This window comes from Roseivirga spongicola, assembly GCF_034376045.1.
GTDB lineage: Bacteria > Bacteroidota > Bacteroidia > Cytophagales > Cyclobacteriaceae > Roseivirga > Roseivirga spongicola.
Window position 1 is genome coordinate 1,755,142 of sequence record NZ_CP139724.1, and the last position, 22,372, is coordinate 1,777,513.

Below are 22,372 nucleotides of genomic sequence, written 5' to 3' on the forward strand. Positions count from 1 at the left end.
AGACACTTAAAAGTTTGCTTCATTCCATGACAAAACTTATCGCTCGCTCAGATTTTCATCATATTATAGATCACCCTGGTTCAGGTACGGTACTAGGAATAAAAGAAGATAAGGTTTTACTGGTTTATCTAGAAAGACCCGGTTTCCCATTCAAAACTTATGAAGTGCCAGGAGGTGTGTGTGACCTTGGAGAAACTCATGAACAGGCCGCAAGAAGAGAGTTTTGGGAAGAGACTGGCTATGAATTAGGTTATACATTTCACTTTCAAAGTATAAAACCTTCTGTGGGTTACTCCAATGAGATGATCTCAGTATTTTATGCGGAAGTATTAGAGCAAACTAGTGTTCCTGAACATGAAATAGAATGGCTGAGCAAGCCACAAGTAAAGGAGTTCATTAAAGAAGGGAAGATTATAGATTCACAAAGCTTAGCAGTCCTAAGCCATTGGCTTTCGTCAGACTTAAACTTTCAATTGCCTTCTGTGATGTTTGTTTGCACGGGTAATTATTACCGAAGCCGATTCTGTGAGATTTACTTCAACCTGCTCACAGAAGGCAAGTTGCCTCTTGCAGATTCCAAAGGCCTTCTAGCTTATATGAAGAGCAATGAAGGGATGGTTTCCCCACATACTTTGCATTACTTAGAAAGCGAAGGTTTGCCTTTGGGTAAAATGAAATTTCCTGAGCAAATAGAACAGAGGCACTTAGAGACAGGCGTGAGAGTGATTGCTATGGATGAGGAGGAGCATAGGCCAATGATGGAGAAAGACTATCCTGAATTTGCCAATAGTATTGAATACTGGCAAGTTCATGATATTGACTTTACTGAGCCTGTAGATGCGCTACCCGCATTAAAAAACCAAGTAGAATTGTTGGTTAAAGAGTTACTCGGCTCGAAGAACTAAGACGTGAAAATATATGGTTGAGTAGCCCGGTACTCCCGTAGCACCGTCTTTACCATAAGCCAAGTCATAAGGAACTTTTATGTACCCGTTATCTTTGAGCTCAAAGTAACTAAGCCCGCGAATAAAGCCTTCAATGAGAGATCTGGCCATCATATCTACAGGTAATGGTACTTTCTTCCTGAACGTATTATCTATCTCTTTGCCATTTTCTAGGTAGGTAGCATAGTGAATTACTAATCTTTGGTGATCTGTCTTTTGCTGAAGATCGTTTTTGCCTCTTAACTTGTGAAAGCTAATACCATCTTTGGCAATCCATCGCATATTTTGGAACTGCTCTCTTCTCAAAATTTCTAATGCTTCTTCTGGTCTTTCGTCTTTCGTTAGTTCACCAGATTCATCCCACTCTCTGAGTCGTAAAAGTGCTCCCAAGTCATTGTATTTTTCTTCTTTGCACTTTTCTCCCTTCTCATGCCAATAGGTGTGGGTACCAATATTCACATTGTCTTTGGTTCTTCCCTGATACTTTTTTTGTCCGTTTTCATAGCGTTCTACCACTTTTTGGCCAAAAGAAAGGGTTGGAATAAGGCAAATAATCAATATTGAGAGCGTCAAGAATCGTTGCATTTCCAAATCTAAAATTTATTTCTCTACCTTTGCCCTACCGCAAGGGTTTCCCGACAACGCTGTCGGGGATTAAAAGGGAATCGGGTGAAAGTCCTGAACAGTCCCAGCTGCTGTAATCCCATTTTTATGTCGACTGAATTTTGCCACTGCCTTATTTCCGATAATTCGGAATTGGTCGGGAAGGCTCAGATCGACAGGGAAAGTCAGAAGACCTGCCATTGCAATCGTTCACTAAACCGCTTTCTGAGGAAAAGCCACTAGTATGAAAAAGCAGAATGTAAAAATCAGCTGCCGTAAAGCCGGAATTGCTTTGCTGTGGTCTTTAGCCCTGACTATTTTAGTCGGCTGTTCGTCATCAAATTCAGCATCGGAAGATACTTCTACTTTCGATCCAAATCGGAATTACTTTCCAGATCGTGTTTCTATAGATCATGCCATTGGTTTTGATGTGGTATACCATAATCATTGGAAGGAGCTTCAGCTGTTAAGGCACTATAATGATTTTGTAGACACTGTTAGCTTTGCGCTAGTTCAAAGGGGTACGCCAAACCCAGATGGTTTTGAAGCTACACGAACTATTCAAATTCCGGTTGAAAAGGTAGGCTCACTTTCTACAACACATTTGGGTATGTTTCAAATGTTAGATGCTTTAGATCATTTGAAAGGAGTGGAAACGGCAAGTTACATTTCTAGTGATGAGGTTCGAGCCCTAGTGAACCAGCAAAAAATTACAGAGTTGGCCCCTGCTGGCACATTGAATACGGAATTAGTTTTAGCTTCAGAAATAGAAGTGTTAATGGGGGTTGGTTATCCCAACTCTCAAAATGATAGTTATCAAGAATTAGAAAATGCGGGTATTCCAGTATTGCTGAACGCTGACTGGCAAGAGCTCGATTTACTTGGAAGAGCCGAATGGGTGAAAATGATAGCCCTATTGCTGAATAGGGAGAAGGAGGTAAATGAGGCCTTTGCCGAAATTGAGCAAGAGTATAATGAAGTGCTACAATTGGTTGAGCAAAAGGAAACCGAAGGGCCAATGACTATTACTGGTATGGTTCAGGGTGACGCTTGGTTTGTTTCTGGCGGTAAAAGCTTTGGCTACCATGTACTTAAAACAGCTAAAGTTCAATATCCATGGAGTGACGATACTTCTACAGGTAGCTTGAAATTGGATTTTGAAACTGTTTATGAATATGGTCTAAAATCTGACTATTGGATGGTGCCAGGTAGTGCAAAAACCCTTGAAGAGATTCTTCAGAGAGATAGTAGATTTAAAGACTTTAAGTCTTATCAAGACAAGAACATCTACAACATTTATGGCCGCTATACAGAAGGCGGAGGTAATGATTACTATGAGTCGGGCATTGTAAACCCGCATATCATTCTCAAAGATGTAGTTCGCATATTTCATCCCGAACTATTGCCAGATCATGAGTTGGTGTATTACGCCAGGTTGAAGTAAACCCCTTAAACTTTTTTCGTGAATACTCCATCTACAAGTCTTAGTGTAAAGGCCTTTGTACTACTTTTTTTGGTAGTGCTAGGATTGTTTTTGCTCAATTTGGGTTTGGGCTCAGTTACAATACCTGTAGATGAGGTTGCAAAAATATTACTCGGTCAAGATGTAGAGAATACAGCCTGGCAAAACATTATTCTAAAGATTCGTTTGCCTCGAACCGTGACTGCGGTTTTGGTGGGTGCAGCACTTTCAATTGGTGGCTTACAAATGCAAACGCTTTTTAGAAATCCCTTGGCAGGCCCTTCTGTATTGGGAATTACGGCCGGGGCAAGTTTGGGTGTGGCAGCTATTATGTTGGCTGCTGGCAGCGCTACTACTGCTTTTGCCATTCGTTCATTAGGAATAGGCGGAAGTTGGCTAATTGTGCTAGCATCTTCGGTTGGAGCATTCTTAGTACTTCTAATCATTTTGGCAATCTCTTATCGTATTAGAGACAATGTGGTAATGCTCATTGTAGGAATTATGGTGGCCAATATCACTATTGCCGTGGTTAGTATTTGGCAGTACTTCTCTGACCCAGAGCAAATTCAAGAATACATTCTTTGGACATTCGGAAGCCTTGGAGGTGTAACTAATCATCAGTTAGGTGTGCTTGGACTCATAGTAGGCCTCGGAATTGTAGCCACCTTCTTGCTTTCTAAGACATTAAATGCACTGCTTCTGGGCGAAGACTATGCCCAAAGTATGGGGCTGAACATCAGGCGGTCTCGAATGCTCATTATTCTGGTAACAAGCATTCTGGCTGGAGCCATTACAGGTTTCTGTGGTCCCATCGGTTTTGTAGGCATTGCAGTGCCGCACTTAACCAGAAGCTTTTTGAATACCTCAGATCACCGACTTCTAATTCCAAGCTGTGTGTTGGTTGGGGCAATTCTAATGTTGTTCTGTGATATTATTTCTCAGGTACCAGGAAGCACAACAGTACTACCGGTGAACGCTATTACAGCCATGATTGGCTCACCCATAGTAATATGGATAATTGTAAAGCGTAGAAATCTAAAATCGAGTTTTTAACCATGCCTGACAAGATTCTACATACCGCAAATCTTTCAGTTGGTTATAAAGACCGAACTGTTTTGAGTTCACTGAATTTGAACCTTAATAAAGGCCAACTTACCTGTTTACTTGGGCCTAACGGAAGCGGAAAATCCACACTAATCCGAACGCTTGCAGGTATTCAGAAGCCACTGTTAGGCATGGTTACTCTTCAAGGGAAAAGCCTCAGAGAAGTATCTCCAAAAACTCTTGCTAAGCAGTTGAGTTTGGTGCTTACTGACAGAGTTACTCCTGGCAACCTGACGGTTTACGGATTGGTTTCTCTCGGCCGTTTTCCTTACACCACCTGGATGGGTAGCCTTACTGGCGAAGATAAAGATGTAATTCAGTGGGCCTTAGAAATTACTGGTACTATGCAGTTTGCCAATAGACATATTGGTGAATTGAGCGATGGCGAAAAACAAAAGGTGATGATTGCTAGAGCTCTTGCTCAACAAACCGACCTTATCATTTTAGATGAACCAACAGCCCATTTAGATTCACCCAATAGAATTGAAATCTTCCACCTGCTCCGAGAATTGGTTTCGTCAGGCCATAGAGCCATTCTAATTTCTACCCACGATATAGACACAGCCATAGCCAATGCAGATAAGCTTTGGCTGGTAGCGAATCAATCAATCAGTCAAGGGGCACCAGAAGATTTGGTGTTGGATGGAAGGTTGGAAAAGGCGTTTACCAAAGAAGGTCTTTCCTTCAACTACAGCTTGGGGAGGTTCGAAAAGGCAATAAATAATAATGGCTTAAAAGTATTGATTAAAGGGAGTTCACTAAGCGCCCATTGGACTGAAAGTGCTTTGAGGAGAGCAGGGTTTCAGCCAGTAGAGCATTTGCCTCAAGTTACTATAGAGGTACTTAATGATGGCTCAACGCGAAAGTGGATTCTCAACAATCAATTAGAAATAACAACTATAGAAGAACTACTTACAAAACTCAATACTTATGAAAATGAGATGGAATAGAGCACTAGCTCTAAGCATTACATTGGCAGCCTTCGGTGGGGCAACTTTTGCCCAAGAAGAAAAAGCCAAAGACCTCGGTGAGGTTGTGGTAACTGGCAACCGATTTGAAACTCCTATTGAGAAATCGGGAAAGGTGATTTATAAAATCACCCAAGATCAGATTGCAAAATTGCCTGGCAGAACTGTTGCCGATCTTTTAAACACCCTACCAGGCATTAATGTAGACGGTGCATTCGGAACTCCAGGAACCAACTTGGACTACAGCATTCGTGGAGGTAGAAACAGACATACACTCGTACTTATCGATGGTCTTCCAATTAACGATGCTTCTGCCATTTCTAATGATTATGATCTGAGGCTTTTAAACGCCAATGCCATAGAATATATAGAAGTGCTTAAGGGAGGAGCAAGCACATTATATGGTACAAATGCCGCTTCTGGTGTAATCAATATTAAATTGAAAGAGGCTGCTACAGACGAGCCTCAGGTTACCTTGTCTCAAGATGTAGGTTCGTTCCAAACCATGAACACCAATGCCGATGTTCAAGGCAGAACAGGCAAGTTGAGCTATTTGGCTGGAGCATCTGTATCTATAAGTGATGGTATTTCTGCCGCGCAAGACAATGACCCAACGCTAGAGTTCGGCAACGATGGTTTCTTTAGATATACAGGTAGAACCAAGCTGAACTATAAGTTTTCTGAAGCCTTTAAACTTGGTGCAAATTTGTCTTATGAAGACCTAAAGGCAGATTATGACAATAGTGCTTTCTCAGATGGCGACAACGAATTCTTAATTCACCAAGTAAGTGTAGGTTTAAGCCCTGAATGGAACTACAATGGCGGTAAACTTAGCTTAAACACTAATTTCAACCAGATAAGAAGAGAGTTCGTTTCTGCATTCCCTTCAACTGCCAAAGGCAAGAACTTTCAGGCCGATTTAAACAACCAGAAAGTCTTTAATGGCAATATCAAAACCATTTTAGGTGTTCAGTTCCAGTCTTACAAATTTCAGAGTGGAGATGAGCAGCCTAATCAGTCGAATTTCGATCCTTATTTAAATGTTTCGGCCGATGTAACCGATGCCCTTACCTTAAATGCAGGTGTGCGATTGAACAACAACAGTGAGTATGGTTCCAATTTCGTCTACATGTTCAACCCATCTTACCTTTTTCAGTTAGGTGAAGATGCCCAGCTGAAGCTTTTTGGTAGCTACTCTACTGCTTTTGTGGCGCCAAGCCTTTATCAATTATTTGCTGAATTTTATGGAAACCCAGATTTGGAGGCAGAATCTACCGAATCTTTAGAGTTTGGGGTTTCTCTTTACCTGTCTGATAAGCTTACCCTGAATGCCGAATACTTTGATAGAAAGGAAGAAAACGCAATAGACTTTGTTTCCATATTTGATGGACAAGGTAATTACGTTGGTGGCGGATATGACAATGTAGAAGGAGAAAGAAATATTGAAGGCTTGGAGGTAGATCTTACTTGGAGCGTAACTAACGACTTGAATCTTACAGCTCATTTTGCAGATTACAACTTTGGCGACCCTAGTCAATTCTACAGAATTCCGAATCAGAAATACGGTTTGGGTGGTCAGTATACAATTGCAAGTAATACCCAGCTTGGAGTTACTTACAATTACTTTGGCGACAGAGAGGCAGCCATTTTCTCAGATCCTTTCTTAGTAGAGTTAGAGGGCTACAACATGGTAGACTTTAACGTTTCTCATGCTTTATTCAATGGTGATTTAATTTTCTCTGGCTCAATCAGAAATTTATTGGACGAAGACTTTGTGGGAGTTTACGGATACACCACAAGACCAATCAATTTCACTGTAGGGTTAACAGCTAAGTTCTAGTTTGGAAAGCAGAAAGGTAAATATTAGCCCTCTTTTTCTCTGCTCTTGGAGTGGAGGTAAAGACAGCTATTTTGCTTTTTATCGGGCATTGCAGCAGGGGTTAAAGCCTGCTGTACTGCTAAATACGCTCAATGAATTTGGTGAAAGATCTCGGTCTCATGGTATTCCAAAAGAGCTGCTTCAGCAACAAGCCGAGTCGGTAGGTTTGCCCATAGAGTTTATTCAAACTACGTGGGCCAATTACGAAGCGAACTACATTGAAAAACTTAAGGAGCTAAAGGCGAAGTATGCTTTTAGTCACACCGTTTTTGGCGATATCGACATAGAGTCACATAGAGCGTGGGAAGAAAAAGTATCTGCCGCAGCAGATGTAAAAGCAGTTTTGCCCATTTGGCAGGAGAATAGGCGAACTCTGGTAGAGGCCATGATAGATGCAGGAATGCAGTGTTTAATTGTGTCTTGTAGAAAAGAATTGGCCGATGCTATAATTGGAAAAATCATTACTAGAGAGCTGTTAACGGAGTTTGAAGAGCTAGGGATAGACCCTTGTGGCGAAAATGGCGAGTATCATACTTTTGTAGTAAACGGACCACTACAACAATTTCCTTCAACAGTTAGATTCTCTGATTATAGTGTGCACAACACGTATGCTTTTTTGAATTTTCTAACCGAACCAAAATAATATGCTACATAAGTACCTACATTCTTGGGATGTCATTTCAACAGATTTACGAATGAGAAATCAGAGGAAAATTTATAGAAATGACTTAGAACAATTGGAGGCACTGAATCAAGAATATTGTTGGTCATTAGATTTAGATAGAATTGTAAGTAAAGATTATGACGCACTGGTGCTTACAAACTTCAACCAAGTAATTGAGTGGGTAAATGGCGGATTCGAAAGAATGACAGGTTATTCGGCAGAAGAGTCAGTGGGCAGAAGACCTGGGTTTCTACAAGGCCCTAAAACTTCCGAATTAGCAAAAAGAAGATTAAGAACGGGTATTCATGAAGAAAGAGATGCCTGTGCCACCCTCATTAATTACCGTAAATGTGGCAATCCTTACAAATGCAAAATCTCAATTCTTCCACTTAAGAACGCAGCATTACGCACCACCCATTTTTTAGCAATTGAAAAAGAAGTTACGTGAATCTAAAAGAACGAATTGAAAAATCGGAAACCAGAATTTTTAAAGCTGTTTTTCCGAATACAACCAACCACTACGACACACTTTTTGGAGGTACTGCCATGCAGCTGATGGACGAAGTAGCTTTTATTACCGCTACTCGGTTTAGCAGAATGCGCATGGTTACAGTAAATAGTGATAGAATAGATTTTAACAGGCCAATACCTGCCGGAACAATTATAGAACTGGTAGGAAAAGTGACCTACTTGGGCAACACCAGTCTAAAGGTAAAAGTCAAAATTTACATAGAAGAGATGTATTCTGATGTTCGAGAAGAAGCCATTTCTGGTGAATTTACTTTTGTCGCTATCGATGAGAATAAGAAACCTATCGCTATTTCTTAGCTTATGATTTACTACATCACAGGAGGGCAGCGGTCAGGGAAATCTAGCTTTGGGCAAAAACTAGCTCTAAGCCTCTCTGATAACCCAGTTTATCTGGCAACTTCTCGCCATTGGGATGGTGAATATGAAAAGCGCATAGACAGACATAAGGCGGACAGAGATGAGCGCTGGACAAACATTGAAGAAGAAAAGCACATAGGTAAGCTAGTATTCAATCAAAGAGTAGTGCTGGTAGATTGTGTCACCCTTTGGCTTACTAACTTTTTTGTAGACACTAAGAACGATGTAGACCAAAGCTTACAGTTAGCAAAAAGCGAATTTGATGGGCTGACCACACAAAATTCCGATTTTATATTTATCAGTAATGAGATTGGAATGGGTACACACGCCCATACCGAGATTGGCAGAAAGTTTACTGACTTACAAGGGTGGATGAATCAATTTATTGCTGAAAAATCAGACCAAGCTTGGTTAATGGTTTCCGGCATTCCCATGAAACTCAAATAATGGCAGAATTAGCATTGTTCAATTGGAGTGGAGGCAAAGACAGTGCGCTGGCGCTTTACCACACCTTAAGAAACTCACAGTTTGAAGTAAAACATTTACTCACTTCGGTAAATTCAGAGACCAATAGAATTTCAATGCATGGAGTAAGGCTCAGCCTGTTGCAAAAACAGGCAGAAAGCATTGGCATACCCTTGAGTTTGCTTTCGCTTCCGGGAGAGATATCTATGGATGAATATGATCAGCTGATGGCTGATAAAATGCAAGGGTTTTTAGATGCTGGCATATCAACCTCCATTTTTGGAGATATTTTTCTTGAAGACTTAAAGCAATACCGAGAACAAAAACTAGCGCAAGTAGGCTTGAAGGGAGATTTTCCCCTTTGGCAGAGAAACACAAAAGAGTTGGTCAATGAATTCATTAGCCTAGGCTTTAAAACCATTGTGGTCTCAGTAGACGGAAGCAAGCTAGACCAGTCTTTTGTAGGTAGAATTATTGATGAGAGCTTTCTGAATGATTTGCCAGAAAACGTAGATCCCTGTGGAGAAAATGGAGAATTCCACAGCTTTGTTTTCGAAGGGCCAATCTTTAAAAAGCCAATTCGGTTTGAACGTGGTGAGGTTGTAGGCAAAGAATATAAACTCTCTAAAGAAACAGGTGAAACGGTTACATACTGGTTTCAAGATTTGATATGAACTGGAACATTGCCCCTATAAATCGGGAGATTGAAGGAGAACTTCAGCAAAAGATAGATCTAAAGACTAAGCCAATTGGTGCGCTCGGCCAGCTTGAGCACATAGCGCTACAGCTTGGACTTATTCAACAAAGCTTGAACCCTGAGTTGCGTAATCCGCAGATTTTAGTTTTTGCTGCCGACCACGGAGTTGCCAAGGCTGGCGTAAGTGCGTACCCTCAAGAGGTCACCTATCAAATGGTGATGAATTTTCTGAATGGGGGAGCAGCCATTAATGTATTTGCTCGCCAGCATAATATCCAATTGAAGGTGATAGATGCCGGAGTGAATTACAACTTTGCGGGAGCGGATGGTCTGATTGATGCAAAGATTGATTTCGGTACTAAGTCTTTTGTTAGTGAGCCTGCTATGACTCAAGCGCAGTGTATAGCGGCCCTCAATGAGGGGGGCAATTTGGTAGAAGAGGCTTTTGAAGACGCTTGCAACATTATCGGTTTTGGAGAAATGGGCATTGGCAACACTTCTTCTGCTTCTATGCTCATGCATTTGCTTACAAATATTCCATTAAGAGACTGTATTGGGGCTGGCACAGGCTTAGACAATAATGGTTTGGAGCGAAAGAGAACTGTTCTTGAGGTGGCTTTAGATTTTCATGGTAAGAAAGCGAACCCAATGGACGTGCTAAGCACTTTTGGAGGCTTTGAAATCGCTATGATGTGCGGAGCAATGCTTAAAGCTGCCGAACTGAAAATGACAATTATGGTAGACGGGTTTATAGCTACCTCAGCATTTTTGATGGCGTCTCAGTTTAATAGAGAAGTGAGAGATTACGCCATATTTTGTCACAAGAGTCAAGAAAAAGGACACACGCTTCTACTTGACTACTTAAATGCAGAACCAATTTTAGATTTAGGAATGCGCTTAGGAGAGGGCACTGGCTGTGCTGTAGCTTTCCCCATAATTCAATCGGCAGCCAATTTTTTGAACGACATGGCTAGCTTCGAATCAGCCGGAGTAAGTAACAAGTAAATGAGAGAACAAGTACGTATTTTCTTTACAGCACTAATGTTCTACACAAGAATACCGTGTCCAAAATGGGTAGATCATTCACCAGACTACATTAATAAAGCCACCCGCTTTTTCCCCTTAATGGGTTGGATAATAGGAAGCTTTGCTTTTGCCTTTTTTTCACTTTGCTTATGGCTCAATGAACCAGCCTTGGCTGTTGTCTTTTCTATGATAGCAAGCGTTTGGATTACTGGGGCTTTTCATGAGGATGGTTTCGCAGATGTATGTGATGGTTTTGGCGGAGGCTGGACCAAGCAAAAGATATTGGACATAATGAAAGATAGTAGAGTGGGAGCCTACGGACTGATAGGCCTTCTTCTGCTATTTGCTCTCAAGTTCACTTTGATTTTCAGACTCACTCAGGTTTTTGAAAATGGCTTGTTACTTATGGCAGCCACAATAATCTCAGGTCATAGTATCAGCCGTTTTATTACCGCTACATTTATTTTCACCCATGAATATTCTCGAGACGATGCTACTTCTAAGGTAAAACCTGTCGGTAAAAAAATGTCTTGGTCTGAGCTTCTTACGGCTGCTTTTTTTGGCCTTTTGCCTCTCTTGCTTTTTCAAACCCCCATAGTATTTCTGTGTGTTATTCCGCTTTATGTGGTCAAGTGGAGGCTTGGTCGCTATTTTCAGAAATGGATTGATGGTTATACTGGAGACTGCCTTGGTGCAACTCAACAGATTACAGAAGTAGTCTTTTATCTTACTCTACTCATATTGTGGAAGTTTATTTAATCAGACATACCAAACCTAAAGTAGCTAAAGGTGTATGCTACGGACAAACAGATTTGGATTTGGCTGAAAGCTACAGAGAAGAGTTTGCTCAAGTAAAAAGGCTATTGCCAAGCTCATTCGATGCCATTTATTCTAGTCCACTAAAGAGGTGCTCTCAACTTGCCCATCATTTATCTGAAGACATTCTGTTTGCTGAAGAACTGAAAGAAGTGAATTTTGGCCTTTGGGAAATGAAAGAATGGTCTGGCATCAATTCAAAAGAGCTGAATAAGTGGATGGATGACTTTGTTCATGTTCGCCCTCCAGAAGGCGAGTCGCTCATAGATTTACTTTCAAGAACGCTGAACTTTTGGGAAAACCTAACCAGTCAAAAGTATCAGCAAGTAGCTATTTGTGCTCATGCTGGTCCAATCCGATGCATTTTGGGTGAAGTATTGGGCGTTCCACCTCAAAAGCTATTTGGCATAGGCCAATCCTTTGGTGGAGTCAGTATGGTGAGTGTAAAGTTTGGTCAACCTCAGGTAGAGTATATAAATAGAGTTTAAAATTATTATGCCTTAGTTGGTCTTGTAGATGTCATTTATTCGATCCCTAAATAGTCTGTTTTAACAAGTAGTGCGTATATAGGTTAGTTGTTAAAGCGAAAACATGAAATCATATAAATATTTACTCTTAGTTATTCTAACTGTTTTGTTCTCCTGCTCTAGCGGAAATACCACTTTTGCTAATGTAGACGCGGGTAAACCAGACCATTCTAAATGGACAGATTTGCTTCAAAAGCACGTAGATAGCAAAGGTTTTGTAGACTATAAAGGTATGATTAACGATAAGGATATGCTGAATGCCTATACCTCCGAGTTATCTGCCAACCCACCTCAAGAAAGCTGGTCTGATGATGAAAAACTGGCTTATTGGATCAACGCGTACAATGCTTTTACGGTAAAACTGATTGTAGAGAACTACCCTGTAGAAAGTATAAAAGATCTGAATCCGGGTTTGGCCATTCCTACGGTAAACACCGTTTGGACGAAAAAATGGTTTAAAATAGGGGGCGAAGACTTTAGTTTAGACAGAATAGAGCACAAAATTATCCGAAAAGAGTTCGATGAACCAAGAATACATTTTGCAGTGAATTGCGCCTCATTCTCTTGCCCGCCTTTAAGAAACGAAGCATTCATAGCCGAAAAGCTAGATGCTCAATTAGACGAGCAAGCCAAAGAATTCATCAATGATGAGGTCCGCAATAAAATTTCTAAAAACCAGGTAGAGATTTCTCAAATCTTCAGTTGGTTCAAAGGCGACTTCACTAATGGGCAAACACTCATTGAGTTTTTAAACAAGTATTCAAAAGTTAAAATCAGCTCAAATGCCGATGTAGACAATATGGATTACGACTGGTCTTTGAACGATTCAGACAAATAAAAAGTAGACCAATACAATGTGAGAAAGGCCGCAAGAACTGCGGCCTTTTTTTCGTTATTAATTTCTTATAATTGTAGCTTTCGAAAAGGTCGAAACAGTATATGTACTATAAAAACTGGCTGAGGTCAGCCTTCCTTTTAATCACTTTCTTATTGTTCACCTCCTTCTCTGCAGGTGATAAATTTCACTCACCAGCTACGGAAGAGGCACATTTGCCTAAGGGTGTCCAGCTTACTAACAAGCATTCAGACTTGCCTAGCCTAAAACCGCTAGACTCTATGATGAATAGAGTAATACGTAACCTTCGATTGGAAGGGGCAACAGTGGCTTTAGTAAAAGACGAGAAGTTGGTTTATGCAAAAGGCTTTGGCTATGCAGATAAAGAAGGTAAAGTAAAAGTTGAACCATATCACAGATTCAGAATTGGCTCTGTTTCAAAGCTTATTACTGCCATTGCAGTGCTCAAGTTGGTAGACGAAGGCAAAATTACGCTAGACGATTATGTTTTTGGTGAAAGAGGAATACTGAAGGGTAAGCCGTACGACAAGGTTTCTAATAGAAACATTTATCAGATTAAAGTGAAGCATTTACTCAATCATACAGCTGGTTGGAGTTTGATCACTTATGGAGATCCTATGTTTATTCCGCATAAGATCCATAAAATGGATAAGGTGAGCTACCCAATAGAGTTCGATGATGTAGTGAAATTTGTCCTTACCAGACATTTGCCTTATCGACCAGGAACGCGCTTCGATTATTCGAACTTCGGCTATTGTCTTTTGGGTAGTGTAATTGAAAAAGTTACGGGCGATGATTACGAAGAGTGGGTTATAGATCATATTCTGGCGCCTAATGGAGTAAAGAACATGGCCATTGCTGGCAATTTTGAGAAAGACAGATTGAGAAATGAGGTGAAATACTACGACTATAGTGTAGATAATCAACAGCTGTCTTTTACCGGGTCTGGCAAAATGGCTTATAAACCTTACGGTGCAGACGATGTAACTATGCTAGGGCCGGCCGGAGGCTGGGTGGCCAATTCTGTAGATTTAATGCGCGTTTTAGTAATGGTAGATGGTTATTCTAAGCGCTACAAAGATATTCTTAGTGCAGACCTGATAAAGAAAATGACAGGTGGTGTTGGAGGTATAAATCAGCCACTTGGCTGGAGAAGTGTAAGAGGAGAGCATTGGTGGAGAACTGGAACTTTAAGTGGAACCTCGGCTTTGTTGACTAGAGATGAAAAGGGCTATTCATGGGTGGTTGTGTCTAATACTACGCCCAGAAGGGGGAGCTTTCCGAGCACTAGTCGTTGGGCAATTAGAGAGGCGATTAAGCAGATTAAGAATTGGCCTTCACATAATTTGTTTGATGTTGCCGAATAAAAAAGCCGATTCCTTTTACAGAAACCGGCTCTAACCAAAATTAACCCTAACTAAAACTGTTGATTTTATTCCGCTAAGCGGTAATATTTGTTGTTACCAAAACTGGTAAGGTAATCTGCCTGATTCACTAAACTTCTTAATGAAGAGTCTGTAGAAGGGGTGCCAGATGCCACTAGTTCACCTTGGCTATCGAACACTTTTACTTCCTCAATTACTTCTTCTTCAATTTCGAACAGAATAGCCTCTTCAAGACTCATCTCATCTTTATCCATAAAGTAGGCTTCAATTTCGGCCAATTCTTTGGCTTCCATCGCAGAGATTCTTCTTTCTGAATCAGGGTTGTTTTTAGCACTTGCCTGAAAAAGCGTGACCATCGCTAACATTATGGCAATTGCAGTACTTAAGTTTTTGATTCTTCTTCTTGAGTTGTTTCGAGCTTTGACCTTTGGGCTATTCATGACCGTATTGTTTAATGTTGTTGTTTCGTTTTTGAATGTGCCAATAATTATTCAAGCCTTGTGCCAATACGTGTAAGTATCAGTAATTCAGATGTTTAAAATTTGTTGTACGATTTTGAACGAAATAAAGTGTACTAAAAACGTACGCCATGTGAGTGAAAAGTGTACAGTTTTCGAACGAAACCAAGACTGGCTAGTTAAGCTATATGTCATCAATAAATATGCAGAAAGCAGATATACCAAAAGAGCTCGTCTATGTGTCTTCTTTTGACCAAGAAGGTTTCAAAAGAGAGAAGACTAACGATGGCTTTGAATACTTGGACTTGCAAGGAAAGCCGGTTAGAGATAAAGCCATTTTAAAGCGGATCGATGAACTGGTAATTCCACCTATTTGGGAAGATGTGTGGATTTGTAAGAATGCTAAAGGGCATGTTCAGGCCGTTGGTTACGACCTGAAAGGCAGGAAGCAATATATTTATCACCCTAAGTGGAGTGAGTATAGGCAGCAGAATAAGTTTTCTCAGCTTCCATTATTTGCTGAAAGGCTCCCAATAATTAGGGAAAGAGTAGCTGCTGATTTGCGTAAAAGAGGTTGGCCAAAAGAGCGTGTTCTGGCATTAACAGTGAAAATGTTAGATGAGTATTATCTCCGAATCGGTAACCTAAACTATAAAAGGAATAATGAAACCTATGGGCTCACCACACTTAGGCGCAAGCATTTGAATGATAATGGCAAAAGCCTTAGCCTTACTTACAAGGCCAAGAGTGGAAAGTATAGAAATGTATCGGTCTCTAACCCAACCTTGGCTAAACTGATTCGAGAAACTTCTGACCTGCCAGGATACGAAGTGTTTCGCTACATTGATGAGGATGGTAAGTCTCAAACAATAGATTCTAGCGATGTGAACGAATACATCAAGGAACTATCCGAAGGTGATTTTACAGCTAAGGTTTTCAGAACATGGGGAGGCAGTCGCCTTTCCATCGATTACCTAGAAGACGCAAAAAAGGATGTTGAAGAGAACCCTAGAAGAAAGATTGAAACAGCCTTGGTTCAGCGAGTAGCCAAAAAGCTGGGCAACACAGTTAGTATTTGCAGAGACTATTATATCCACCCAAAAGTGTTGGAAGTTGTTGCTCAACCAGAATTCAAAATGCCGAGAATTTCCAATGCCAAGAAGTATCAACATTTAGATACTTCGGAACAAGTAGTGCTGAAGATACTGATGGAGAGGTGATTGCTAAAATCAACCCCCTTTTACAACAACTCATTCGCCAAATTAGCTAGCTCAGATCTCTCACCTTTTTCTAGTGTGATATGCGCGTAAAGCGGATGGTCTTTCACTCGGTCTATCAGGTAAGAAAGGCCGTTAGACTGAGAATCTAAATAAGGTGTATCAATCTGATGGATATCTCCTGTAAAGACAATCTTGGTGTTTTCTCCAGCTCTGGTAATGATGGTTTTAATTTCATGCGGAGTGAGGTTTTGAGCCTCGTCCACAATAAAGAAGATGTTGGACAAACTTCTACCTCTAATATAAGCCAGAGGAGTGATCAACAGCTTTTCCTTATTCACCATTTCGGTGATGGCTTTAAACTCCTTGTCGGTCTCCTTGTACTGGTTTTGGATAAACTTCAGGTTGTCCCAAAGTGGCTCCATATAAGGGTTCAACTTGGATTTGATATCGCCAGGTAGGTAACCAATGTCTTTATTGCTCAATGGCACGATCGGTCGAGCCAAATAAATCTGCTTGAATTCTCTGCGTTGTTCCAAAGCTCCGGCAAGGGTAAGGAGCGTTTTTCCAGTACCTGCAACCCCTTGAATGGTCACTAACTTAACCTCAGGATTCATGATGGCATGAATAGCGAAAGTTTGTTCAGCATTCTTTGGTTTCACCCCAGAAACAGGACGCTTGTCCACTTTTTCAATGGTATCGTCAATCGAGTTGTAGTATGCAAGTACGGAGTTTCTATCGCTCTTAAGAATGAAGTATTGATTCGGCTGAGCCTTCTTTCTCTTCAGAACATCTTTTGGCGCCAAGGTGCCATCTTCATAAAGGTGGTTGATGAGGTCTGAATCAATCTTCTCAATTTCAATCTTTCCTTTGCGAAGAGAGTCTACATTCTTAATTTTTCCGGTTTCGTAGTCTTCGGCAGGTAGCCCCATCGATTTCGCCTTCAACCGAAGGTTAATGTCTTTAGAAACCAAGATTACGTTTCTACCCGGGTTTTCCTCTTTCAACCTAAGTGCGGCATTAAGAATTCGGTGGTCGTTTTTTCTTTCACCAAAAACCTCATTGGCATCGTGCTGACTTTCACCACTTCCGGCCTCCATCACCACTTTAAAGCTTCCACGCGTTTTCCCATTAAGTGGAATCCAGTCTTGCAGAGACTTATCCTTTGCCAGCTTATCTAGCAAGCGGGTGAACTCTCTAGCTTCAAAGTTTTTGGTATCGTTGCCCTTCTTGAAAGTGTCTAATTCTTCGAGCACAGTGATTGGGAGGCCAATATCATGCTCCTCAAAATTCATCAGTGCAATGTGTTCGTAAAGGATAACGGAGGTGTCTAGTACAAAAATCTTCCGGTCAGTCTTCTTCGCTCTCGGCATACTACTAATTGGGGTTCAATAATGAATAGAACGTTGTTTTAAATTAGTAAATATTCGGGGCAAAAGAGAGTGAGGGAGATTATTAACACAGAATTAATTTGACCTCCACCAACCTCCTCCTTGCCAAGGAGGAGGCTAGACTCGTGACGCGATGTAATTTTGAATTACCTCGATTACATTTTCAATTTCGAATTCAACTTGTCTATTGGTGAATCTGATGGTGTTATAGCCAAGTTCAGCCAACTCCCGATCTCTTATTTGGTCATTATCATAGTTTTCAGGCTTATTATGAATTTCACCATCTACTTCGATAATGAGTTTAAAAGTAGCGCAATAAAAATCTACGATATAGTGATTGAGGCTGTGTTGTCTCCTGAACTTTATGCCATTAAGTTTCTTGTTCGCCAACCGCTTCCAAAGCAACTCCTCGTACTTAGTTGGATTATTCCGAAGCTCCCTTCTTCTTTCCTTAAGATAATTCAGATTATTGATTCTCATTTGCCGTGTGTGATAAGAATCAAATTACTAAAATCAGTGACAATACCCTTAGGCATGGAGCTGTTTTACTCTATCCAAGAGTCGTGAATAAGGAACGTAGACTTCAAACTTATCTAGTCCTCCTAAACTAGGAGGACGCGCGAAGCGAGGAGGTCAGAAGGTCAACTTTTTCCAAGCCTTAACTAGAGTAATGGTACTTATCAAAACAATCGCTAACCAGATTAATCCATACTCTATGTTACCATAGACGAACATTCCAGTAGCGAAGAGCAAAGCGTAAATAAGCACAGTACCTGCAAACATCGCCAGCAAGTCAACGCTGAATCGGCCAATGCCTGGCTCCAGTTTTTCACCTTTTGCCTGTGCTTGCTTTCTCAAGCCATTCCATCCCTTACCATAAGGTTTTACAAGGTTGAAGAATGAAACCAGTGTTTTATAGTCGGTCGGTTTGGTCATTAAAGTAACTAGCACCCAAACAGCCGTGGTTACTCCAACACTTAGTAATAGTTGGTATTCACTAGAAATGGAGGTGAGGCTTTCTGGTCCGAACTTGAAAAGCAGTGCCAGAATGAATGAAACCACCATACCTGCGATTTCAGAATAAGCATTAATTCTCCACCAGAACCAACGCAAAATGAAGATAGAACCAGTACCTGCACCAATAGAAAGCAGAATCTGGAAGGCATCATATGCACTGGTGAGCACCAAGGCAAACAGGCCTGCAAATACCATGAGAATCACTGTGGAGATTCTACCTACGTTCACCAATTCTTTCTCAGTAGCTTCTGGCTTAATGAATCTTTGATAAAAGTCGAATGCTACGTAAGAAGAACCCCAGTTGAGGTGAGTGGAAATAGTAGACATATAGGCTGCAATCAATGAGGCAATCACAATTCCGAGAAGGCCCTTAGGCAGCGTCAATAACATGGCAGAGTAGCCCAAATCGTGACCTATTTTGCTTTCGCTTATTCCTGGAAACGCCTCTTTAATAGAAGCCAAGTCAGGGTAAACCACCAAGGATGCCAAAGCGATCAAAATCCATGGCCAAGGTCTTAGTGCATAATGAGTGATGTTGAAAAGGAAGGTTGCCGAAACCGCATGCTTCTCATTTTTAGAAGAGAGCATTCTTTGGGCAATGTATCCTCCGCCTCCAGGCTCAGCACCCGGATACCAAACACTCCACCATTGCACAGCAATAGGGATAATCAATAGGGTGATAAACAATTCTCTATTATCGATACTTGGAATTAAGTCTAATTTTGAAGCAACTTCAGGTCTGGTTAAGAGGGCATCAAGACCACCAACTTCTGGTAAATTGATGATGTAAATAGCCGCAGCCACGGAACCTACCATAGCTACTAAAAACTGAAGGAAGTCAGTCAGTATAACACCTCTTAAGCCACCGAGGGAACTATAGGCCACAGTAATTATGGAGGCGTAAACCACGGTTTTCCATGGTTCTAATCCGAACATCACTTCACCAATTTTAATGGCGGCTAATGAGACCGAGGCCATTATCATAATGTTGAAGAATACGCCTAAGTAAATGGCTCTAAAGCCTCTCAGAAAAGCTGCTTCTTTGCCTGAATATCTCTTTTCGTAGAACTCTAAATCAGTTAAAACTCCGGACTTTCTCCACAGCTTGGCATAAACAAAAACGGTTAACATACCGGTAATCAAAAATGCCCACCAAACCCAGTTACCAGCAACTCCATTTTGGCGGACAATATCTGTTACTAAGTTGGGGGTATCAGCAGAAAAGGTAGTGGCTACCATAGATACTCCCAGTAGCCACCAAGGCATATTTCTCCCTGAGAGGAAGAATTCTTTAGAAGATGAACCCGCTTTTTTCGAAACAATCAGACCGATAATTAAAAAAACAGTGAAGAATAGGAGAATGATGATCCAATCGAGCGAAGAAATATTCATACTTAATGAAAAGTTAAATTGATTTGTCTGAAGTTTTTGTTCATTTTCGAACCAACAATAATAGAAAAATTTAAGAGGATATTATGGATTTGACACTAGTGGTATTAGCAGCAGGAATGGGTAGCCGTTACGGAGGCAATAAGCAACTTGACGGAATTGGCCCAAATGGTGAAATCATTATGGATTATTCCATCCACGATGCAATCAATGCCGGATTTACCAAAGTGGTTTTTATCATCCGAACTGATATAAAAGAAGCATTCGAAAACCATTATGCCGAGCGTTTCAAAGGCAAAATCAAAATGGAGTTTGCTTACCAAAACGAATACACTGAGCACACTGCACCATATGAGCCTAATCGTAAAAAGCCTTGGGGTACTACGCATGCCGTTTTAGCCGCTAAACATTTAATTAATGAGCCATTTGTGGTGATTAATGCCGATGATTACTACGGTCAGGAGTCTTTCGAAGAGGTGGTGAAGGCTATCAATATGATGAAGGAGAATGAGTACCTCATTATGGGATATAGACTAGAGAACACACTATCCGATCATGGAACAGTAAACAGAGGTGTTTGCCAGGTTGATGAGAACATGCACTTGGTTGGCATTAAAGAGACACTTTCTATCGGTAAGAATGATGGTGTTATCTCATACATGGAGAACGATCAGCCTGTTGAGCTGAGCCCAGAGACTTATGTTTCTATGAACTTCTTTGCATTCCCACCTTCAATTTTGCCTTTGCTTGAGGAGAAGTTTGTGGATTTTGTAAAGGATAATAATGAAGATCCAAAAGCAGAATGTTTCATTCCTGTTGAAGTGGGTAACCTGATGGAAGAAGGTAAGGCTGTTGTTAAAGTAATTCCTACTTCTGCATCATGGTTAGGAGTAACTTACAAAGAAGATAAAGAGCATGTGGTTGCCGGAATCAATCAGATGATTGCCGATGGTAAATATCCGCAAGAGGTAAAATAATGCTTGTTGCTGCCAAAGCACTTGAGTTATACAATATTAAAGGAGCTATCGATTCGGTAGCTCCTTTCGGTTTAGGGCATATTAATGATTCTTTCGTTGTAATGGCAGAAGCTCAGAAGTATTTGCTACAGCGCCTAAATACCGCAGTGTTTCCTAAGCCAGAAGTTGTTGAAAATAACCTAAGAAGAATTCTTGACATAGCTCCTGAATTGTTCGCTCAGCATGTTTTAGGAAAAAACGGAAAGTATCATCAGTTCGATGGTGAAAACTTTTGGAGGTTGCAGGAATTTGTAGCCGATAGTTATGCTCCAGAAAAACTCGACCTGAATGAGTTAGAACAAATAGCCAAAGGCTATGGGAGGTTTACCGCCTCTTTTTCTGCTGAAAACCTGAGTGATTATGAAGAAGCTATTCCAAAGTTCCTTGACCTGACACATCGTTTGATCCAGTTTGAGGAAGCTTTGAGGAAAGATAAAGCTGGTAGGAAAAGCAAAGTTTCGTCAGAAATTGAGGCTGCTTTATCCTTTCAATGGGTGGCAGATCGTTTCAATAATTTGGTGGAGGCAGGTTTGCCTCATAGGGTGTGTCATAATGATACTAAAGCCGCCAACTGCTTGCTAGCGCAGCCAACTGGCCAATTTTTAAAGGTGGTAGACCTTGATACAGTTGGGCCAGGGTATGCTATGTTCGATATGGGCGATATGCTAAGGTCTATGCTTTTCAATATTCCCGAAAACGATTCAAACCTTCGCGGGCTGGCATTTGACAACGAGCGGTTCGAGACTATTTTGAATTCGTATTTAAAGGAATGCTCTCATGCCTTAACCCCTGTGGAAATTGAAACACTTCCTCTCGGTGGCCTATGTATGACATACATTACAGCGGTTCGTTTTCTAACAGATTATCTCAATGGTGATGTCTATTACAAGGTCACTTTTGAAGGTGAAAATTTAGTTAGAGCTAGAAATCAGCTCAAGATATTGGAGCTGATGTCTGAAGCTATATCTTAATTATCTCGAAGGTAGTTGTCATTGTTTTATCGAGATTTTAGCGTAGTATACCTTCATTACATTTAGCATCTTTCGCACTTCTTCTACAATTAGTATTATGAAAAACGCCCAGTATTGGATAGAGAAACTTAACCTTCAGCAGCACCCTGAAGGAGGTTTTTATGCTGAAACCTATCGATCTAAAGATAGATTGCATGAGTCTAAACTTCCCGACCGTTACAAGTCTCCCAGAGTTTTCGGAACGTCCATTTACTTTCTGCTAACCACCGAAAGTGTTTCTAATTTTCACAGGCTCAATTCAGACGAAATTTGGCACTTTCATACTGGAGGAGTTGCTAAAATTCATTTCATCGATAAGCAAGGAGCGCATTCCGAGCATTTGATTGGCTCAGACTTAGAGCGTGACCAAAGGCTGCAGGTGGTCATTCCTAAAGACACTTGGTTTGCGGCAGAGGTAGTAGATGGGGATTACATTCTAGTAGGGTGCACTGTAGCCCCAGGTTTCGAGTTTGAAGATTTTGAATTGGCCGATCGCACCGAGCTATCTTCCGCTTATCCGCAGCACCAAACTCTAATTGGGTGCTTCACGAATAACTAAGAGTAGCTCAAAGGTCGAGCACATTTAAATT

The 22,372-nt window shown here is 40.9% G+C and carries 24 protein-coding genes and 1 riboswitch; of the genes, 19 read left to right on the plus strand and 5 right to left on the minus strand.

Annotated elements, in window-relative coordinates; translation table 11 throughout:
• Window positions 1-26 precede the first annotated feature (26 nt).
• A complete protein-coding gene (locus T7867_RS07705; RefSeq protein ID WP_068217596.1) occupies window positions 27-905 on the plus strand; it encodes an NUDIX domain-containing protein in 879 nt (292 codons plus the stop codon).
• Here the strand turns inward: T7867_RS07705 and T7867_RS07710 are convergent.
• Window positions 885-1,529, minus strand: coding sequence for an FKBP-type peptidyl-prolyl cis-trans isomerase (locus tag T7867_RS07710; protein WP_084375584.1), 645 nt, complete (start codon window positions 1,527-1,529; stop codon window positions 885-887). The two genes, T7867_RS07705 and T7867_RS07710, sit on opposite strands and share 21 nt — an antisense overlap.
• Before the next feature lie 26 nt (window positions 1,530-1,555).
• A riboswitch (cobalamin riboswitch) is annotated at window positions 1,556-1,763 on the plus strand.
• 28 nt (window positions 1,764-1,791) lie between these two features.
• On the opposite strand from T7867_RS07710, the gene T7867_RS07715 reads away from it, so the two are divergent.
• The 14 genes from T7867_RS07715 to T7867_RS07780 all read left to right on the plus strand — a co-directional run bounded on the left by T7867_RS07715 (window position 1,792) and on the right by T7867_RS07780 (window position 14,266).
• The gene (locus tag T7867_RS07715; protein ID WP_068217603.1) at window positions 1,792-2,991 is read left to right on the plus strand and encodes an ABC transporter substrate-binding protein; all 1,200 of its coding nucleotides are present in this window, start codon (window positions 1,792-1,794) and stop codon (window positions 2,989-2,991) included.
• A gap of 18 nt (window positions 2,992-3,009) precedes the next feature.
• Window positions 3,010-4,062 (plus strand): FecCD family ABC transporter permease, encoded by a 1,053-nt coding sequence (locus tag T7867_RS07720; RefSeq protein WP_068217606.1) that lies wholly within the window; start codon window positions 3,010-3,012, stop codon window positions 4,060-4,062.
• A gap of 2 nt (window positions 4,063-4,064) precedes the next feature.
• On the plus strand, window positions 4,065-5,063 hold the full coding sequence (locus T7867_RS07725) for an ABC transporter ATP-binding protein (RefSeq protein WP_322300034.1): 999 nt from the start codon (window positions 4,065-4,067) through the stop codon (window positions 5,061-5,063).
• A complete protein-coding gene (locus T7867_RS07730; protein WP_185101206.1) occupies window positions 5,050-6,921 on the plus strand; it encodes a TonB-dependent receptor plug domain-containing protein in 1,872 nt (623 codons plus the stop codon). Before T7867_RS07725 ends, T7867_RS07730 begins: the two co-directional genes overlap by 14 nt.
• A gap of 1 nt (window position 6,922) precedes the next feature.
• Entirely contained in the window at window positions 6,923-7,603 is a 681-nt protein-coding gene (locus tag T7867_RS07735; RefSeq protein WP_068217616.1) for a Dph6-related ATP pyrophosphatase, read from the plus strand.
• Between the two features lies 1 nt (window position 7,604).
• Window positions 7,605-8,072 carry a PAS domain-containing protein gene (locus T7867_RS07740; protein ID WP_068217619.1) on the plus strand — a complete coding sequence of 156 codons (468 nt, stop codon included), beginning with the start codon at window positions 7,605-7,607 and terminating at the stop codon, window positions 8,070-8,072.
• On the plus strand, window positions 8,069-8,452 hold the full coding sequence (locus T7867_RS07745; RefSeq protein WP_068217623.1) for an acyl-CoA thioesterase: 384 nt from the start codon (window positions 8,069-8,071) through the stop codon (window positions 8,450-8,452). Before T7867_RS07740 ends, T7867_RS07745 begins: the two co-directional genes overlap by 4 nt.
• Before the next feature lie 3 nt (window positions 8,453-8,455).
• Window positions 8,456-8,959: a bifunctional adenosylcobinamide kinase/adenosylcobinamide-phosphate guanylyltransferase gene (locus tag T7867_RS07750; protein WP_068217626.1), complete on the plus strand. Its 504-nt coding sequence runs from the start codon at window positions 8,456-8,458 to the stop codon at window positions 8,957-8,959.
• Window positions 8,959-9,651, plus strand: coding sequence for a Dph6-related ATP pyrophosphatase (locus tag T7867_RS07755; protein ID WP_068217628.1), 693 nt, complete (start codon window positions 8,959-8,961; stop codon window positions 9,649-9,651). Before T7867_RS07750 ends, T7867_RS07755 begins: the two co-directional genes overlap by 1 nt.
• Window positions 9,648-10,679 carry a nicotinate-nucleotide--dimethylbenzimidazole phosphoribosyltransferase gene (gene cobT, locus T7867_RS07760; protein WP_068217631.1) on the plus strand — a complete coding sequence of 344 codons (1,032 nt, stop codon included), beginning with the start codon at window positions 9,648-9,650 and terminating at the stop codon, window positions 10,677-10,679. Before T7867_RS07755 ends, cobT begins: the two co-directional genes overlap by 4 nt.
• Window positions 10,680-11,459 (plus strand): adenosylcobinamide-GDP ribazoletransferase, encoded by a 780-nt coding sequence (locus T7867_RS07765; RefSeq protein ID WP_068217634.1) that lies wholly within the window; start codon window positions 10,680-10,682, stop codon window positions 11,457-11,459.
• Window positions 11,444-12,004: an alpha-ribazole phosphatase gene (gene cobC / locus T7867_RS07770; RefSeq protein WP_068217637.1), complete on the plus strand. Its 561-nt coding sequence runs from the start codon at window positions 11,444-11,446 to the stop codon at window positions 12,002-12,004. The genes T7867_RS07765 and cobC overlap by 16 nt, the downstream gene beginning before the upstream one ends.
• A gap of 103 nt (window positions 12,005-12,107) precedes the next feature.
• Entirely contained in the window at window positions 12,108-12,881 is a 774-nt protein-coding gene (locus T7867_RS07775) for a DUF547 domain-containing protein (protein ID WP_068217641.1), read from the plus strand.
• A gap of 101 nt (window positions 12,882-12,982) precedes the next feature.
• Window positions 12,983-14,266: a serine hydrolase domain-containing protein gene (locus T7867_RS07780; protein ID WP_068217644.1), complete on the plus strand. Its 1,284-nt coding sequence runs from the start codon at window positions 12,983-12,985 to the stop codon at window positions 14,264-14,266.
• A gap of 65 nt (window positions 14,267-14,331) precedes the next feature.
• On the opposite strand, the gene T7867_RS07785 is transcribed toward T7867_RS07780, so the two are convergent.
• On the minus strand, window positions 14,332-14,724 hold the full coding sequence (locus T7867_RS07785; RefSeq protein WP_068217647.1) for a hypothetical protein: 393 nt from the start codon (window positions 14,722-14,724) through the stop codon (window positions 14,332-14,334).
• 206 nt (window positions 14,725-14,930) lie between these two features.
• On the opposite strand from T7867_RS07785, the gene T7867_RS07790 reads away from it, so the two are divergent.
• Window positions 14,931-15,962 carry a DNA topoisomerase IB gene (locus T7867_RS07790; protein ID WP_322300035.1) on the plus strand — a complete coding sequence of 344 codons (1,032 nt, stop codon included), beginning with the start codon at window positions 14,931-14,933 and terminating at the stop codon, window positions 15,960-15,962.
• A 20-nt stretch (window positions 15,963-15,982) separates the two neighbouring features.
• Here the strand turns inward: T7867_RS07790 and T7867_RS07795 are convergent, their stop codons facing one another.
• From T7867_RS07795 to T7867_RS07805, 3 genes are all read right to left on the minus strand, one after another.
• Complete coding sequence (locus tag T7867_RS07795) at window positions 15,983-17,332, minus strand: PhoH family protein (protein WP_068217650.1); 1,350 nt, start codon at window positions 17,330-17,332, stop codon at window positions 15,983-15,985.
• Between the two features lie 135 nt (window positions 17,333-17,467).
• Entirely contained in the window at window positions 17,468-17,830 is a 363-nt protein-coding gene (locus T7867_RS07800) for an endonuclease domain-containing protein (RefSeq protein ID WP_068217653.1), read from the minus strand.
• A gap of 153 nt (window positions 17,831-17,983) precedes the next feature.
• Window positions 17,984-19,759 carry a sodium:solute symporter family protein gene (locus tag T7867_RS07805; RefSeq protein WP_068217658.1) on the minus strand — a complete coding sequence of 592 codons (1,776 nt, stop codon included), beginning with the start codon at window positions 19,757-19,759 and terminating at the stop codon, window positions 17,984-17,986.
• 83 nt (window positions 19,760-19,842) lie between these two features.
• Between T7867_RS07805 and T7867_RS07810 the strand changes: the two genes are divergently transcribed.
• The 3 genes from T7867_RS07810 to T7867_RS07820 all read left to right on the plus strand — a co-directional run bounded on the left by T7867_RS07810 (window position 19,843) and on the right by T7867_RS07820 (window position 22,341).
• Window positions 19,843-20,733: a nucleotidyltransferase family protein gene (locus T7867_RS07810; RefSeq protein WP_068217661.1), complete on the plus strand. Its 891-nt coding sequence runs from the start codon at window positions 19,843-19,845 to the stop codon at window positions 20,731-20,733.
• Window positions 20,733-21,743 (plus strand): phosphotransferase enzyme family protein, encoded by a 1,011-nt coding sequence (locus T7867_RS07815; protein WP_322300036.1) that lies wholly within the window; start codon window positions 20,733-20,735, stop codon window positions 21,741-21,743. The genes T7867_RS07810 and T7867_RS07815 overlap by 1 nt, the downstream gene beginning before the upstream one ends.
• Before the next feature lie 97 nt (window positions 21,744-21,840).
• Window positions 21,841-22,341 (plus strand): cupin domain-containing protein, encoded by a 501-nt coding sequence (locus T7867_RS07820; RefSeq protein WP_322300037.1) that lies wholly within the window; start codon window positions 21,841-21,843, stop codon window positions 22,339-22,341.
• Window positions 22,342-22,372 lie beyond the last annotated feature (31 nt).